13 protein-coding genes and 1 pseudogene are annotated in these 14154 nt (G+C 44.5%); 3 read left to right on the top strand and 11 right to left on the bottom strand.

Going from position 1 to position 14154, the window contains the following annotated elements:
- The first annotated feature begins 43 nt into the window (after positions 1–43).
- Positions 44–1765, top strand: a complete 1722-nt coding sequence (locus tag D1814_RS15090) for a serine hydrolase domain-containing protein (protein WP_118493721.1) — start codon at positions 44–46, stop codon at positions 1763–1765.
- A gap of 150 nt (positions 1766–1915) precedes the next feature.
- Here the strand turns inward: D1814_RS15090 and D1814_RS15085 are convergent, their stop codons facing one another.
- From D1814_RS15085 to D1814_RS15070, 4 genes are all read right to left on the bottom strand, one after another.
- Complete coding sequence (locus D1814_RS15085) at positions 1916–2179, bottom strand: Txe/YoeB family addiction module toxin (RefSeq protein ID WP_118493718.1); 264 nt, start codon at positions 2177–2179, stop codon at positions 1916–1918.
- The gene (locus D1814_RS15080; protein WP_118493715.1) at positions 2172–2426 is read right to left on the bottom strand and encodes a type II toxin-antitoxin system Phd/YefM family antitoxin; all 255 of its coding nucleotides are present in this window, start codon (positions 2424–2426) and stop codon (positions 2172–2174) included. Before D1814_RS15080 ends, D1814_RS15085 begins: the two co-directional genes overlap by 8 nt.
- A 337-nt stretch (positions 2427–2763) precedes the next feature.
- Entirely contained in the window at positions 2764–3978 is a 1215-nt protein-coding gene (gene fabB / locus D1814_RS15075; RefSeq protein ID WP_118493712.1) for a beta-ketoacyl-ACP synthase I, read from the bottom strand.
- A gap of 293 nt (positions 3979–4271) precedes the next feature.
- Complete coding sequence (locus D1814_RS15070; protein WP_118493709.1) at positions 4272–5837, bottom strand: AMP-binding protein; 1566 nt, start codon at positions 5835–5837, stop codon at positions 4272–4274.
- Positions 5838–6060: 223 nt separating this feature from the next.
- On the opposite strand from D1814_RS15070, the gene D1814_RS15065 reads away from it, so the two are divergent.
- A complete protein-coding gene (locus D1814_RS15065; protein WP_118493706.1) occupies positions 6061–7332 on the top strand; it encodes a Kelch repeat-containing protein in 1272 nt (423 codons plus the stop codon).
- Positions 7333–7335: 3 nt separating this feature from the next.
- Positions 7336–9534, top strand: coding sequence for an FAD-dependent 5-carboxymethylaminomethyl-2-thiouridine(34) oxidoreductase MnmC (gene mnmC, locus D1814_RS15060; protein ID WP_118493703.1), 2199 nt, complete (start codon positions 7336–7338; stop codon positions 9532–9534).
- A gap of 124 nt (positions 9535–9658) precedes the next feature.
- Here the strand turns inward: mnmC and D1814_RS15055 are convergent, their stop codons facing one another.
- From D1814_RS15055 to D1814_RS15025, 7 genes and pseudogenes are all read right to left on the bottom strand, one after another.
- Positions 9659–10384 carry a FlgO family outer membrane protein gene (locus D1814_RS15055; protein WP_025255671.1) on the bottom strand — a complete coding sequence of 242 codons (726 nt, stop codon included), beginning with the start codon at positions 10382–10384 and terminating at the stop codon, positions 9659–9661.
- A gap of 10 nt (positions 10385–10394) precedes the next feature.
- On the bottom strand, positions 10395–11159 hold the full coding sequence (locus D1814_RS15050) for a FlgO family outer membrane protein (protein WP_118493700.1): 765 nt from the start codon (positions 11157–11159) through the stop codon (positions 10395–10397).
- Between the two features lie 4 nt (positions 11160–11163).
- Positions 11164–11829, bottom strand: coding sequence for a FlgO family outer membrane protein (locus D1814_RS15045; protein WP_118493697.1), 666 nt, complete (start codon positions 11827–11829; stop codon positions 11164–11166).
- A gap of 386 nt (positions 11830–12215) precedes the next feature.
- Positions 12216–12635: a GNAT family N-acetyltransferase gene (locus D1814_RS15040; RefSeq protein WP_118493695.1), complete on the bottom strand. Its 420-nt coding sequence runs from the start codon at positions 12633–12635 to the stop codon at positions 12216–12218.
- Positions 12632–13010, bottom strand: a pseudogene (locus D1814_RS15035) (lactoylglutathione lyase). The gene D1814_RS15040 and the pseudogene D1814_RS15035 overlap by 4 nt, the downstream one beginning before the upstream one ends.
- A 45-nt stretch (positions 13011–13055) precedes the next feature.
- On the bottom strand, positions 13056–13493 hold the full coding sequence (locus D1814_RS15030) for a GNAT family N-acetyltransferase (RefSeq protein WP_118493689.1): 438 nt from the start codon (positions 13491–13493) through the stop codon (positions 13056–13058).
- Between the two features lie 86 nt (positions 13494–13579).
- Entirely contained in the window at positions 13580–14065 is a 486-nt protein-coding gene (locus D1814_RS15025; RefSeq protein ID WP_118493686.1) for a DUF2938 domain-containing protein, read from the bottom strand.
- Positions 14066–14154 lie beyond the last annotated feature (89 nt).

Raw genomic sequence — 14154 nt, 5'->3', positions numbered from 1 at the left:
CGTCGGAAAAATTGAAAATTAGTGATAACAAGGAATCGTTATAATGCCCAAGCTTGCAGCCCGTCTAGTCATTAGTTTTCTACTATTGATTGGTTTATTCGCCTGCCAACCATCTTCAAAACCTGAAAAGCCTCTTAATAGCCCATCACAACAAACTATCGAGTTTGACCGACTATTTACCCAATTCGATGATATTAATAAGCCAGGGGCCTCAGTTGCAGTCCTGCAGGATGGAGAGATTATATTTTCAAAAGGTTATGGTAGTGCAAACCTAGAATACGATATACCTGTTACGCCAGAAACTATGTTTCACGTTGCTTCTGTATCCAAGCAATTTACCGTATTCGCCATTCTTCTACTTGCAGAAGAAGGTAAGTTAAATTTCGATGATGACATACGACAATACATTCCAGAAGTGCCAGACTTTGGTCACACCATAACTTTACGACACTTAGCATCACATACAAGCGGCATGCGAGATCAGTGGAATTTATTGCGTATGGCTGGTTGGCGATTAGATGATGTGATCACTACCGAACACGTACTCAAAATAGTAGCGAGACAAAAAGAGCTTAACTTCGAACCTGGGGAAGAGTTCCTGTACTCAAATACTGGGTTCACACTATTAGCGGAGGTTGTTGCACGTGTTAGCGGTAAATCTTTTGCTCAATTCACACAGGAAAGGCTGTTCACGCCATTGAATATGAGTAACAGCTTGTTCTATGACGACCATCAAAAGATCGTTAGCAATAGGGCCTACTCATACGAGCGCAATGGCAATGGTTACAAAAAAAGTGTGTTGAACTATTCAAATGTAGGTGCAACCAGTTTGTTTACGACCGCAGAAGATCTGCTGAAATGGTCAGCTAATTTCTCCGAACCAACTGTGGGTAGCCCTGCTATCGTCAAGCAGATGAATACCCTTGCGTCCTTAAACAACGGAGAAACATTTGGTGGCGCATATGGGCAATTTATTAGCCATTACAAAGGTACCAAATATATTCAGCATAGCGGCGGAGACGCAGGATTTCGTTCGTATTTGGCTCGTTTCCCTAAACAAAATTTAGCAATAGCAATATTGAATAATGGCGCAGATGCAAGGCCATGGGAATTGGCTATGCAAATTGCTGACAGACTTTTGAAGCAAGACAACCCTCCCCCTCAGAACGCGATTGCTAACGCATTTCTGGAGTCAATCTCACCTAAACAAATATCTGATTCTATTGAGTTAGATGAAGAGACACTCAATGCCTATGTGGGCCACTATTGGCATGAACCAGAAACGTACTCGCGAGAGATATATTTAAAAAACGGTAAGCTAATGTATTCTAGAGGCAAAGATGACGTAAGCGAACTCGCTCCTATCAGCGAAAACACCTTTAAAATGCTGAATGTAGAGGGAGAGATTTATGTTGAATTTACTAAAAGTGACGGGAAAAACTTAATGACAGTACGGGTAGACAATGTCGATACGTATGTGTCGGTTGCCTATACACCAGTCAAAATAACCAAAACCTGGTTATCGCAATACGCCGGCAGTTACTTCAGCCCTGAACTTTCTTCCACTTATCACTTGTCACCAGAAAATAAACAGCTGAAAATTTCTCATCACCGCCTAAGCGACCATTATATTGCGCCAGTCAAAGATGACTTTTTTAGCTCACAAGTTGGCGATATCCTATTTGAGCGCGATGGTCACGGTGAGGTGAATGGCTTCAGGATATCTAACGGTCGTGTGCGCAATCTTTATTTTAGAAAGCTATAGACGAGAACAATAAAAACAATTTTTAATTTTTACTCTCATTAATAGGCGGCACAAACATGGCGGCTATAATCGGAACGAAGTGAAACATCCCCCATGTTTGTAGCTCAGCGCGAACGCGAGCGACTTTATTAGATTGTTAGCAGACACCAGCTAGTAATGGTAACGACACGAGATAACCGTAATTGCGGTATCGTCCACGGCATATACCAAACGGTTGGTGTCATCTATTCTACGGGACCAGAAACCAGCAAGATTTTCTTTTAGAGGTTCAGGCTTTCCAATCCCATCAAACGGAGAGCGCTTAACATCGGTTATTAATTTATTGATACGTTTCAAGGTTTTCTTGTCTTGAGATTGCCAATAAACGTAGCTATTCCAAGCTTCATCAGTCCATGACAACAACTTGTCACTCATCAATAAGTTCTCGCTGTGCCGTTTTTGCCGCTTTAAACTGTGTAATCGAACGATTTAAGTGTTCAGCGTTAGCTGGAGAACGAAGTAGATGAACGGTTTCCATAAGGCTGTTGTAGTAATCTAATGACATTACAACAGCATCTTCTGAGTCACGACGAGTGATTACTGTTGTATCTGCATCGTTGACTACATTGTCCAAAACGGCTTTTAGTCCATTTCTTGCTTCTGTAAAAGAGACGATTCGCATTTTTCACCCCACTTGTACATTATATAGGACAATTCTAGACCGCAAATGAGCACATGTACAGGATATTGTGCATTACGGAGGCGTGATAGCTAAAAGCTTATTGCTGACTCTTCACAATAACGAGTGTGGACGTTTGCTTCACGCACAAAACTCTCGATTACGATCACTTAAGCAACAATGTTGCTAAAGTGATTGTAATCGAAATGCAGGTTTAATTGAAAAACGGCAATAAAAAAGGGCGTAAACACAAACACTCATGGTGTTCAGGTTTACGCCCTTTTTGTTTTTGAAACTTCTTAAATAAAGCTAAAAAGTTTACTAATTCAAGCGGTTTTATTTAACCGTTGTAACGCTGCATAACCAGCGTTGCGTTAGTGCCGCCGAAGCCAAAGCTATTTGACATCACTGTGTTCAGTGTTGCTTCACGTGCTTCAGTAACAATATCTAAGCCTTGTGCTGCATCGTCCAGCGTGTCTATGTTAATTGATGGCGCGATAAAGTTATTTTCCATCATCAACAAGCTATAGATAGCTTCGTTTACACCCGCTGCACCTAGTGCGTGACCTGTTAGTGACTTGGTTGCACTAATTGGCACGCCCGCTTGACCAAACACTTCTTGAATCGCCGCAAGTTCTTTTACATCCCCCACAGGCGTAGACGTGCCGTGAGTGTTCAAGTAATCGATTGGAGCATCGATATTTTGCATCGCCATTTTCATACAGCGAATTGCGCCTTCACCCGATGGTGCAACCATGTCGAAACCGTCTGATGTAGCACCGTAACCTACTACTTCACCGTAGATTTTTGCGCCGCGTGCTAGTGCGTGCTCAAGTTCTTCAACAACAACCATACCACCGCCGCCAGAACTTACAAAGCCGTCGCGTGCTGCGTCATAAGTGCGTGATGCCACAGCTGGATTATCGTTATATTTAGAGCTTAGTGCGCCCATAGCGTCGAACTGGCTTGATAATGACCAATGTAGCTCTTCACCGCCACCTGCGAATACTACATCTTGCTTACCAAGTTGAATAAGCTCTAGCGCATTACCAATACAGTGGGCACTGGTTGCACATGCAGAGGCAATTGAATAGTTCACGCCGCGAATTTTAAACGGTGTGGCTAAGCACGCTGATACCGTAGATGCCATACAGCGAGGAACCATGTATGGGCCTACACGTTTAACGCCCTTTTCGCGAAGAATATCAGCAGAAAGTACTTGATTTTCAGAAGACGCTCCACCTGAGCCTGCGATAATACCTGTACGCTCGTTTGAAATGTCGCTTTCTTCTAGACCAGAGTCTGCAATAGCTTGTTGCATAGCCACATATGCATAGCCTGCCGCATCGCCCATAAAACGCATTGCTTTACGGTCGATGTGCTCTTTTAAATCAATATCGATGTCGCCCCAAACTTGGCTGCGAAGGCCCATTTCGGCGAACTGTTCTGAAAATGTAATTCCAGACTTACCTGCCTTAAGTGAAGCAAGTACGTCTTCTTTATTTACGCCGATGCTTGATACAATACCAAGACCGGTGATAACTGCTCTTCTCATAGTTTACCCTTTGCGTTGTTGCGGCTTATGGTAACGATTTTGAATGGTAAAGTGGTCTGCTCTGCCGACTGCCATACTCAAATTAGCCAAACTTAAGCGTTGCAGTACCTGTTTCAATTCTGGGCTTATGTGTATAAACAGGTAGTTTCCACTTCCCTTCTTTTTCGTTTTTTGCCGTCTTCGTCTAAGTTTTCTTGTTCTGAATATTACCAATGTAGCACGAATGCACAGGGTCATGACTAGCGTTAATTTATACCTTCACAAAACCTTCAAAATAGCTTTAGTGGCTTCTTTTATTGACTAAATTGGGCTCTAAGTTTGTTCTTAAATATTTTACCCGTATCTTCTCTGGGCAGAGCATCGAGTATTTGCAACATTTTAGGCCACTTGAACCGCGCTAGCTTGCCACCTAAATACCCTTGTAGCGTATCAATAGAAAGCGTATTGCCGGGTGAGCATTGAACAGCCACAACAACTTTTTCGCCATACTCAGCATCAGGCACACCGAATACCGCACAGTCTGCAACCTCAAACATTTCTATGATGACGCTTTCTATTTCAGCAGGAAATATATTGGCGCCACCTGAGATGATCATGTCTTTTTTTCTATCGCAAATATATAAGTAACCATCTTCGTCCACATAACCCATATCGCCTAATGTTGTGAATTCACCAGCGTGCAAGTCACTCGGCGCGCCCGTAGTATTGGTATATTTGAATGGCGCGAACATAGAGAGATGCGCGTATATAACGCCAACGTCCCCTACTTCACACGCCTCTTTATTGTCGCTCAGTATTTTAATTGCGGCACCGGGAATGGGTTTACCCACAGAGTTAGGCTTAGCTAATGCCTCTTGAGACGAAATTAGGGTCATAAATCCCAATTCACTCGCCCCGTATGATTCATAAAAAATTGGACCAAACCATTTTATCATTGCTTCTTTAACATCGCTTGGCAGTGCAGAGCCTGTCGATAGCGCAAACCGTAGGCTTGAAATGTCGTATTTGCTTTTTACCGATTCAGGAAGTTTGAGTAGCCTCACCATCATAGTAGGTACGATGTAGGCGTGAGTTAACTTGAACTGCTCGATGTCTTTTAAAAACCGTTCCGGGTCAAACTGAGGCTCAATGTATACGTCTATATTGCCTGCCGCTAAGCAGCATAGGGTAAGTGCGTGGGGTGCGCTGTGATAAAGTGGGGCAGAGACATAAAAGCGATCACCTTTCGATAATTGCATTAACGCTTCAGACAAACCCTTAAATATTAAATAAGGGTCCGGCCGTGTTAGGTCTTCATCACGCTTAATACCTTTAGGTTTTCCTGTACTGCCCGACGTATACGGAAACATGCCCTTGAAGCGTTTTGGCGGTTTATTGTGGCGCTTTGCGTTTGGGGCAGCTAATAGCGTATCAAGGCACTGATACTGTTCCCTAGTTTTCGGTTCTGATGCTAACAGTGAATTACCTTTAAGGTGATAGCGCTCTAAAATGCTGTCCGGCGTTTTAATCGTGTATATCACTGACAAGGTGGGAACGAGTGACAATGGTTTGAGGTCATTCTCACCGTTTAATAAATCGCGATGAGCGAACAGCACTTTAGCGCCACAGTCGTCCAGAATAGGCAGAAGTTCGGCAACAGGGCTGTGCCAATTAAGCAGAACATAGCGCGAACCCACATATCGGCATGCCTCTACTATTTCGAATATATCGACGTGGTTTCGCATAAAGATAGCTACCACATCGTCTTCTTTTAGATCTTGCAAAGCAAGTGCATGCGCGATGATACGTGCACGATCATCCATTTCGTCTCTTGTGCGTTTGCAGATGCTTTGACCACATTGGTGAAACACGCCCGCCATGCCTTCTCCTTGAACTAACTTCAATAGACTTACAGCTAAATTTAACAAATTATTTACAACAACAATTAAATAAACGTATTGTTTTTACTGATAGATTGTTATTTGCTGAAGCAATAAGAAAAGAAGAGTTTTAAGCAGACACAAACTTTTGCGGAAAAACAAAAAGGTGACAGGTAGAATACACGGCAAAACGTACGAAATTTAGATAAAACTGAAGATTGCTGTGTTATTAAAAAAGCTAAGAACCATTGCTCTACGCATTTACCAAAGTGCAGTGCCCCGACTCTCTTTTATGGTGTCTGCCTTTATCATTGCTTCTGCAGCGACTGTCTCAACAGCTGAACCTATCGTCCTTCCCGCGCTGCCAGAGCCTGTTTCAAACAATGCCGTAGCTTCTGTCACCATAAACGACACACAATATGTATTTAGTTTTATGGGGCTTGGCAAAGGCAAGACCCATAAAGACGTGCACAATCGTGCTTGGCAGCTTTCTATCGATAGCAAAGATAAACCTTTGCAGTGGCAAGCCCTTCCCCCAGTTCCATCCAGCCTTGCACTAAAAGGTCGTTTGGCTTCCGTAGCAGTGGGCGTTAATGACAGCGTTTATATTTTTGGCGGTTACACGGTTGATGAAGATCACAATGAAATTAGTACGCCAGATGTTTATAATTACTCGCCCACGAGTGGGGAATATACGCTATTGGCGCCTATGCCCGTCCCTGTTGATGATGCAACTGCACTGGTTTACCAAGACCGCTACGTTTACTTAGTTTCTGGTTGGCACAACGATGGCAACGTAAATCTTGTGCAGGTTTACGATACGCAAACCGACCAATGGCAACAGGCGAGCCCTTTTCTAGGGAATTCGGTATTTGGTCAAGCTGGCGGCATCGTTAATAACACTATGGTAATTTGTGACGGCGTATCAGTAACACCGCACAGTGACAAACGCCGTAGCTTCGCTGCAGAAACTGCCTGCTTTAAAGGCGTAATTGATAAGAAAAACCCTTTAAAGATTGATTGGCGTACACTTGACCATCCAACAGGTACTGCGCGCTATCGCATGGCGGCAGCGGGCGATGAGGCCACCAATAAAATCTATTTTGTGGGCGGTTCGACTAATCCGTACAACTACAATGGCATTGGCTATAACGGCGAGCCTTCAACTGCGGATGACGCCATTTGGGCCTTTGATATTGCAAAAGAAACTTGGGGTATATCGAAAACAGAAGCTGAAGCGCCTACCATGGATCATCGCGGATTAATTAACGTTAACGGTTCTTGGGTCACCATTGGCGGTATGCTTGGCGCGCAGCGCGTTACTAGTAAAGTCACCAAGCATTTTTCAGCACACGCAGACGCGTCTTGTTCACCAACACAACAAACTAGCTCTAACGTTTCAAGTCAATCGTCGGATGGGCAAGCTGATGAACGAGTAAAAACAGCCCCCAATTTAGAGTGCCAACACCAAAACAATGTAAACGGAGAAAAATAAACAGTGAAATCTAAGCATGCACAGGTTCATTTTAATGAGAGCGGTACGCCTGTCGCCGACCATTTTGACGACGTTTATTTTTCTAACGACAGCGGAATTGATGAAACCCAACACGTTTTTGTTGCAGGCAACGGCCTTGCTGAGCGCTGGCAACAGTGGCCCAACCCTACTTTTGTCATCGCCGAAACAGGTTTTGGAACTGGGCTGAACTTTTTGGTCGCCATGCGTGCCTTTAACGAATTTAGAGCAGCGAACCCGAATCATCCGCTTAAGCACCTTTACTTTATTACCACGGAAAAGTTTCCTCTGCCTCAAGATGATATGCAGCGTGCGCTAGAAGCTTTTCCTGCACTTAAAGCAGAAGCGCAAGCACTCGCTTCGCTTTACCCTATGGGACTTGAAGGTTGTCATCGCTTACATTTCGATAGCCACTCTACAACGCTCGACCTGTGGATTGGTGATGTTCACGAACTTCTACCTCAATGGCATTCTCCTGTAAATGGTCTCATCGATGCCTGGTTTTTAGATGGTTTTGCACCAAGTAAAAATCCGGACATGTGGACCGATGCTCTGTTTAGCCAAATGGCTCGCTTGTCAAAAACTGGCACAACCTTTGGCACCTTTACCGCTGCGGGCATCGTAAAGCGCGGGCTTGCGGGTGTAGGTTTTACCATTAAAAAACGCAACGGTTTTGGCCGTAAGCGCGACATGCTCACCGGCGTTTTTAACCAAAACAATGAAAACGTGCAGCATAAACTTCGCCTGCCTACTGGCCCCTATTACAGGTACGCTAACGGCAGTTTGGATAAAACAAGTAAAGTCGCAGTAGTAGGCTCCGGCCTTGCCGCAGCCTCAGCGTGTCTTGCGTTAGTGAAGCGCGGTGTTAGCACTACTTTGTATTTTGATGGTGACACCCTTGCAAGCGGCGCGTCTGGCAATCCGCAAGGTGGTTTTTACCCGCAGCTTCATAGCGAAGCAAGTATTGCCAGCCGTATTCAGGCGCACAGTTTTTTATATGCTAGACAAGCCTACGACCACACTATTGAATATGTGAAACCCAATGGTCTCACCAACGTTGCTCATGATTTCTGCGGCGTTATTCAATTAAGCTTTAACGACAAGGTAGCAGAACGCCAAAATAAACTGGCAACAGCCGACGTATGGCCTGAAGCTTTGATTAGGACCGTGGACAGCAAAGAGGTGAGCGATATCGCTAACCTAGCTCTTCCCTACTCTGGCTTATACATCGGCCTCGGCGGATGGATTTCTCCTCCGCAACTAGTTACTGCCATGATTGAAGAGGCACTTCAAAGTGGCAAACTCGAGCTGAAATCCAATCATACCTATGTATCCCATAAAGCGATTGAGGGAGCGCCACACAATGAAGATAGTGGCGTTTCAACCGATGCTCTTGATGCGGATGATGTGGATATAGCTAAAGGTGACAGCGTTAACGGGTCAGCAACACAGAAAGTGCAAATTTGTTTTAACCCTGGTGAGCCTGACAAATGTGCTAAGGGTGATCTTGATAGCAACACTTTCGATAGCGACTTACCACAAGAAAACGTTATTGCCGATCACCTTATTCTTGCCCTTGGCGCAGGTGCCGTGAAAGCTAGCGATTTTGACAGCCTGTCTCTTCGCCCTGTTCGCGGTCAGGTTGAAGCTATTCCCACCCAAATGCCAATTGACCAGCTTAACACTGTGCTGTGTCACAAAGGCTATATGACACCTGCGCTCGACGACAGACACGCACTTGGTTCAACCTACGTTAAAAACGACCTAAGTACCGATGTGCGAAGCGAAGAAACCGAAACAAACCTAGCCACACACGAACAGGCGCTGGCAAACACCAGCATAGTTCAGGCATTACAACACGACGGCCAAGCAAGAGCGGCAACGCGTTTAGGTTCACCCGACCACCAGCCTGTTGTCGGTGCACTGCATGATTTTAATGCGCTGAAAAAACACTACGATATGCTTGGTGTGGGCAAGCCGTTGACTAGCGCGCCAGTCTTACCAAACAGCCTAGTTTCCACTCTTACTTGCTTAGGGTCACGAGGGCTAACCACGGCGCCTTTAATGGCAGAGGTTTTGGTGAGCAGCCTATGTAAGGAGCCGTTACCTTTAAGCAATGATCTGCTTAATGCTGTAAACACAAGCCGCTTTATGACTCGCGAAGCGATTAGAAGTCAGGGTTAATAAACGAAGAGGCCTTTGTGAAAACTCTACTGTGCCTAGACGTAGAAGATCGGATGTTTAGAGGTTATGAAGCGAACACAAAATGAGTTCGCTTTAGAAGGCAAAGGACAAAAGAAGTAAATGGCTAGTTAACGCTAGCCATTTTATTTAAATCCATCACGATAAACGCAGGAATGTAGACGTTGGCACTAGCCACCACTTGTTTATTTTCCAGAGACACAATACGGGCGTTTACTCTAACGCCTCTGTCATCTTCAATGATGGTGCCGGTTACAACATGGTCCATTTCAACCTGTTTAGCTAGTGCAGTACCATCTCGAGTAAGTACGAAATCGCCAACTGGCGTTACGGTAATGCCACCTGCAAGCTTAAAGTCGACAACCGCTAACCCAAAGTCTTGCAGCTCGGCTATTAGATACTCTGAAAGCTGATTGCCTAAGACGGTGCTGTCGCTCAACGACTGATTAAGCCTCACAAAACTCGCCACACCCACCATATCTTGCTGCGTAAGACGGGTTGCATTGTCCATCAACTCCATCGCAAGCTGCGAAGCGTAATCGTTTAAACGTTTGTGCGTTTGTGAAGGTGAATAGCCATGGTGTAGCGGGTCTTTGTAGCCGGGCTCTACTTCCACGTGCTGTTGATATTGTCTATCGCGAGAATCTGGTGTGTACTCTAACCCTGAACGGCTTGGCACAGGAACTGGCTCGGCGTGATGCGTAATTTCACCGTCTTCACCTAACCAAAATGAGCCAATAGACTCTGTGCTAGTGCACCCTGTCATACAAACACTCAGCATTACGCCAACGGCTACCCAGCTATTTGCAACAAGCTTCTTTACAAACACCATACTGAAACTCCTAGCCGCGACTTAGCTTAACGCCATCGCGCATGCCGTTTTGCTGGCTGCCGTCACTTGGAATAAGTGCATCTACCACGTAGAAGGGCACTAACATTTGCGCTGTTGCCACCACTGCACGCGACTCCATGCCTAAAATACGGGCGTTAACTAACACGCCACCTTGGTGCTTGGTCATTGTTCCGGTTAACACGTATTCAATAGGAAGGCTGCTGCTCAATTCCAAATAGTCTCGGCTTAATACAAAATCGCCATCGTCAGTAATGCGAATATACTCGGTAGCTTTGAAGTCTATAACCGGCACGCGGAATTTATGCAGTTCGTGCACAAAGGATTCCGCCATCTGACGACCAAGCAAATCCGTTTTCTGCAAGTCTGTATCTAGCAGTGCAAAATGAGTTACACCGATTGGCGTCTTGTTATTCACGTATTCCATATTGGCAATTAAGTCTTGCGCCATGTTCTTCACATAGTCGCCAATGTGCTTGGTTAGAGGTCGACCTTTATACGCGCCCTGTACGCTCGAATACAAAGGAGGTTGACCGATAGCGCCATACGCATCCATCCCCTGAGACTGGATCTCACTGGTATTTTCAACTGGCTTCGTAGGAGCGCGATCGGCGGCAGTAATATCAATCACGTTCATGGCTGGGCGCTGAGGCGCTTGTTCTGCTACCTCTTCTTCCCCCATCATCATAGAGCACCCGCTAATGCTTAGCAGTGAAGCACAAAGCGAAAGCGCCGCGTATTGATTTCGTCTTTTCATGGGGTTACCTCGTACCTTCAGTTCTGTATAACTTGCCGTTTCTGGTGGTTACTTGTTCTTCGCGCCAAAACAGTTCGGCAGGGAAAAAGCGTGTTGCTGCAGCGACAATGTTTTTATTTCTAGCGTTGATAATTCGAGCGTTAACCACGGCACCAGACTCTTGATACACCAAGGTGCCGGTGATATAGAAATCGACGCGCTCAATATTGGAAAGCTGGTCGATATTGCGCGTTAACACTCTGTCGCTTTCGTCACTAACAATTATATCGTTCGAAAGCTTAAATTCTTGAGTAGAAAAGCCTCTTTTCGTGGCCTCAGTAATCATTCCCTGTTCCAGCTGATGGCCCAATAGCATTAACGGGTGTTGATGGTCGGCACTGTATTTCATAGTATCGGCAGGTACGAAGCCGACTACCGCATAGCGAGACTGACGTGCTGGACCCACATCAGCAAAAAGTTCGTTCGCCAACATATAGGTATGGTATTCCACATTCCCCAATGCCGATACGCTACTGGTATCGGCTTGCGCGAATTGGCTTTTAGGTTCGTCAGATGAAGAGCAACCAGAGAGTAAGCCCAAGAGAAGCGCGGTATATGCCAAGGCTTTCGCGACTAAGCGACCATTTTCTGTCAGCAAAGCGTGAGAGACAGGTTTTGTCATACTTTTCATTACACGTGTCCAGTGAAAAACGTCAAATTTCTATCGGAAAGAAGCAAAAACTCATCGAAAAACAGTGATCAGCTACTACGCAAACCGACATTTTCAGTGTCTTTAAACAGGCTTTTGCAAAATTCACACCAAAGAGAGGCTGCAAGCTGCATTAAGAACGCTACTTTTAAACGTGTTAGATATGGCGGCTATATTCAGGGGATATATATTTTTTAATGCTGAAAGAATTCGATATTCATCGTCATACTATTCATAAAAAGCGGAGGTGACTTGCCGCCTTTAAACGGAAAGTTGCCGTTGTTTGAAAGACGATAATTACGATACATAGTGATTTGAATAAACTTGAGAACTCTTAAGACTTTCATGTCGCGTTAATGACCAGGTAGCTAAATAAACCTGCACATGCCTAGACCTAAACTTTCACCATCACGAGGTTCAAAACCGAACTTAAGATAAAAACTTTCCTTACCATGCGCAGCCAACAAGCCAATCGTTGCGCCAGGTGCGCAGCAAGACTCTAAATGTGTAATCAAGGTGTTCATTATTTTCGATCCCAAACCTTTATTCTGATGTTCTGGATGAATAATGACGTCTTGAATGTAAAAATACATTGCGCCATCGCCAATCACCCGACCACAGCCTACAAGGTTGTTTTCGAGGTAAATGGTTGCCCAAAACAACGAGGCATCAATACTTTTTTGAACAACCGATAGGCACGGGTTACTCCATCCAATCAATTTTCTTAAACTGGCAAAGTCTTCAACTGACGGAGGGCTTTCTTTAATGGTGTAATTCGTATGCATCATTCGTCATTCCGTCCCTCATTCTCGCAAAAGCTAGCTACCTAATTCAGTAATATGAAGAAGCTCGCCCGACGGGCCCCATAGATAGAAAACACTTCCCCAATGTCGTTGCTCAATTGATGAAATTTTCGTTTTATGTAACGAGCGCGAGCACAAATCAAAAGCGTCCTGAATGTCTGCTACACAGATTTGTAGCATAAAGTTATTCGCCAATTCAGGATTATAGAAGCGCTGAAGAAAGAAGAGACAATCACCATTTTCAAACAGTGTTAGATCTTCATTTACGTATTCTGCATTAAATCCAATCTCAGAATAAAATGCTTTAGAAATGTCGTAGTTTTTGCTTGGAATAAAAGTCTTAATATCTATGACGTCCATATCTTGAGATCCCTCGCATTTCGCTGCTTTAAATTTAAATCGTGGCTAAATGGCAATAACAGCAAGCATGTCTTCGCCATCTTCATCTAACCCCACCTCTTCGAAACCAAAGCTTGAATAGAAGGCTTTGGCGACAGGATTCTTGGGGTTGTAGCATATCTCTATTTGTTTTAGCTCTGAAGTTTGCTTTATGAGCGTGATAGCTTGAGATAAAGCAACTCTGCCAATTCCCCTATTTTGATGGCTCTCATCAATCATAAAACGCCAAATAGACACCTTAGTTGGCGTTTCCTGAACCCACATAAAGAACCCTACGGGCTGGTTGTCGCAATAAATAGCTTTGCAGGTATGGCTCTGGTTGTAAAAAGACTCAACCAGCGACCACATATTGCACGCTACAAACGCTTGCTGATCTTCGGCCACGTCCAAGTCACAAACCTGCTCATAGTTAGATTTGTTTATTTCTTCCAGTGAAATTTTCATCCTGTTTTCTTTTATGCACGTTTTATTTCAATACGCATTATACGCAGAATTTTATTCAATTAATCAACGAGCGATTATAGCCAGCTCTAAAGGACGGGCCTAAGAACCAATGCCGAAAGGTACAACCCTAAGCCAAATACTGCATGGTTTAAAACGCTATGTAGACGGACAGCGTTAGGATTAGGCGCTTTCGACGCAGCAATTCCTGCGCCCATACCAGGCTGCAATACGAAAAATGGTGCAACTACTGTGGCTATACCTAGTGCTAAAGCTGGCCCTGCCGATGGTTCTAGCAACCAAGCCTCTCCAAATATAAGAAAAAGTAACACCGCATAGCCAATACCGATCACATAATGCGCTGTCCACCCAATAGTTTTCTCACCACTCACAGCATTGGCGTTGGCAATAGAAGTATGGAAGAACCGCCCTTTTCTCATATGCCCTATCCAGCGCCCCACCATGCCCCAATTTGTTGGAGCAATACCAAATAATTGTTGCCTTAGCAACGCCCATAAATCCATCACTAGGGTAGCCCCAATGCCAATCAGTACGATAAAAACAATGTTCTGCATATTCACACTCAACAGCTAGTTTCAATTAGTAAGAAATGCTAGCCTACAACTTAAAGTTAACTTTAAGTCAAGTAATCCTTTGGAAAATG

Origin of the sequence: Alteromonas sp. BL110 (genome assembly GCF_003443615.1) — a bacterium.
Lineage (GTDB): Bacteria > Pseudomonadota > Gammaproteobacteria > Enterobacterales > Alteromonadaceae > Alteromonas.
The sequence above is the reverse complement of the archived record's forward strand: the minus strand, read 5'-3'. Positions and strand labels throughout refer to the sequence as shown.

What these genes read in the sequence shown, in the direction of transcription:
- D1814_RS15090 (WP_118493721.1), top strand. Translation starts at nt 44, where the DNA reads ATGCCCAAGCTTGCAGCCCGTCTAGTCATTAGTTTTCTACTATTGATT.
- D1814_RS15085 (WP_118493718.1), bottom strand. Translation starts at nt 2,179, where the DNA reads ATGAGTGACAAGTTGTTGTCATGGACTGATGAAGCTTGGAATAGCTAC.
- D1814_RS15080 (WP_118493715.1), bottom strand. Translation starts at nt 2,426, where the DNA reads ATGCGAATCGTCTCTTTTACAGAAGCAAGAAATGGACTAAAAGCCGTT.
- fabB (WP_118493712.1), bottom strand. Translation starts at nt 3,978, where the DNA reads ATGAGAAGAGCAGTTATCACCGGTCTTGGTATTGTATCAAGCATCGGC.
- D1814_RS15070 (WP_118493709.1), bottom strand. Translation starts at nt 5,837, where the DNA reads ATGGCGGGCGTGTTTCACCAATGTGGTCAAAGCATCTGCAAACGCACA.
- D1814_RS15055 (WP_025255671.1), bottom strand. Translation starts at nt 10,384, where the DNA reads ATGGTGTTTGTAAAGAAGCTTGTTGCAAATAGCTGGGTAGCCGTTGGC.
- D1814_RS15050 (WP_118493700.1), bottom strand. Translation starts at nt 11,159, where the DNA reads ATGAAAAGACGAAATCAATACGCGGCGCTTTCGCTTTGTGCTTCACTG.
- D1814_RS15045 (WP_118493697.1), bottom strand. Translation starts at nt 11,829, where the DNA reads ATGAAAAGTATGACAAAACCTGTCTCTCACGCTTTGCTGACAGAAAAT.
- D1814_RS15040 (WP_118493695.1), bottom strand. Translation starts at nt 12,635, where the DNA reads ATGATGCATACGAATTACACCATTAAAGAAAGCCCTCCGTCAGTTGAA.
- D1814_RS15030 (WP_118493689.1), bottom strand. Translation starts at nt 13,493, where the DNA reads ATGAAAATTTCACTGGAAGAAATAAACAAATCTAACTATGAGCAGGTT.
- D1814_RS15025 (WP_118493686.1), bottom strand. Translation starts at nt 14,065, where the DNA reads ATGCAGAACATTGTTTTTATCGTACTGATTGGCATTGGGGCTACCCTA.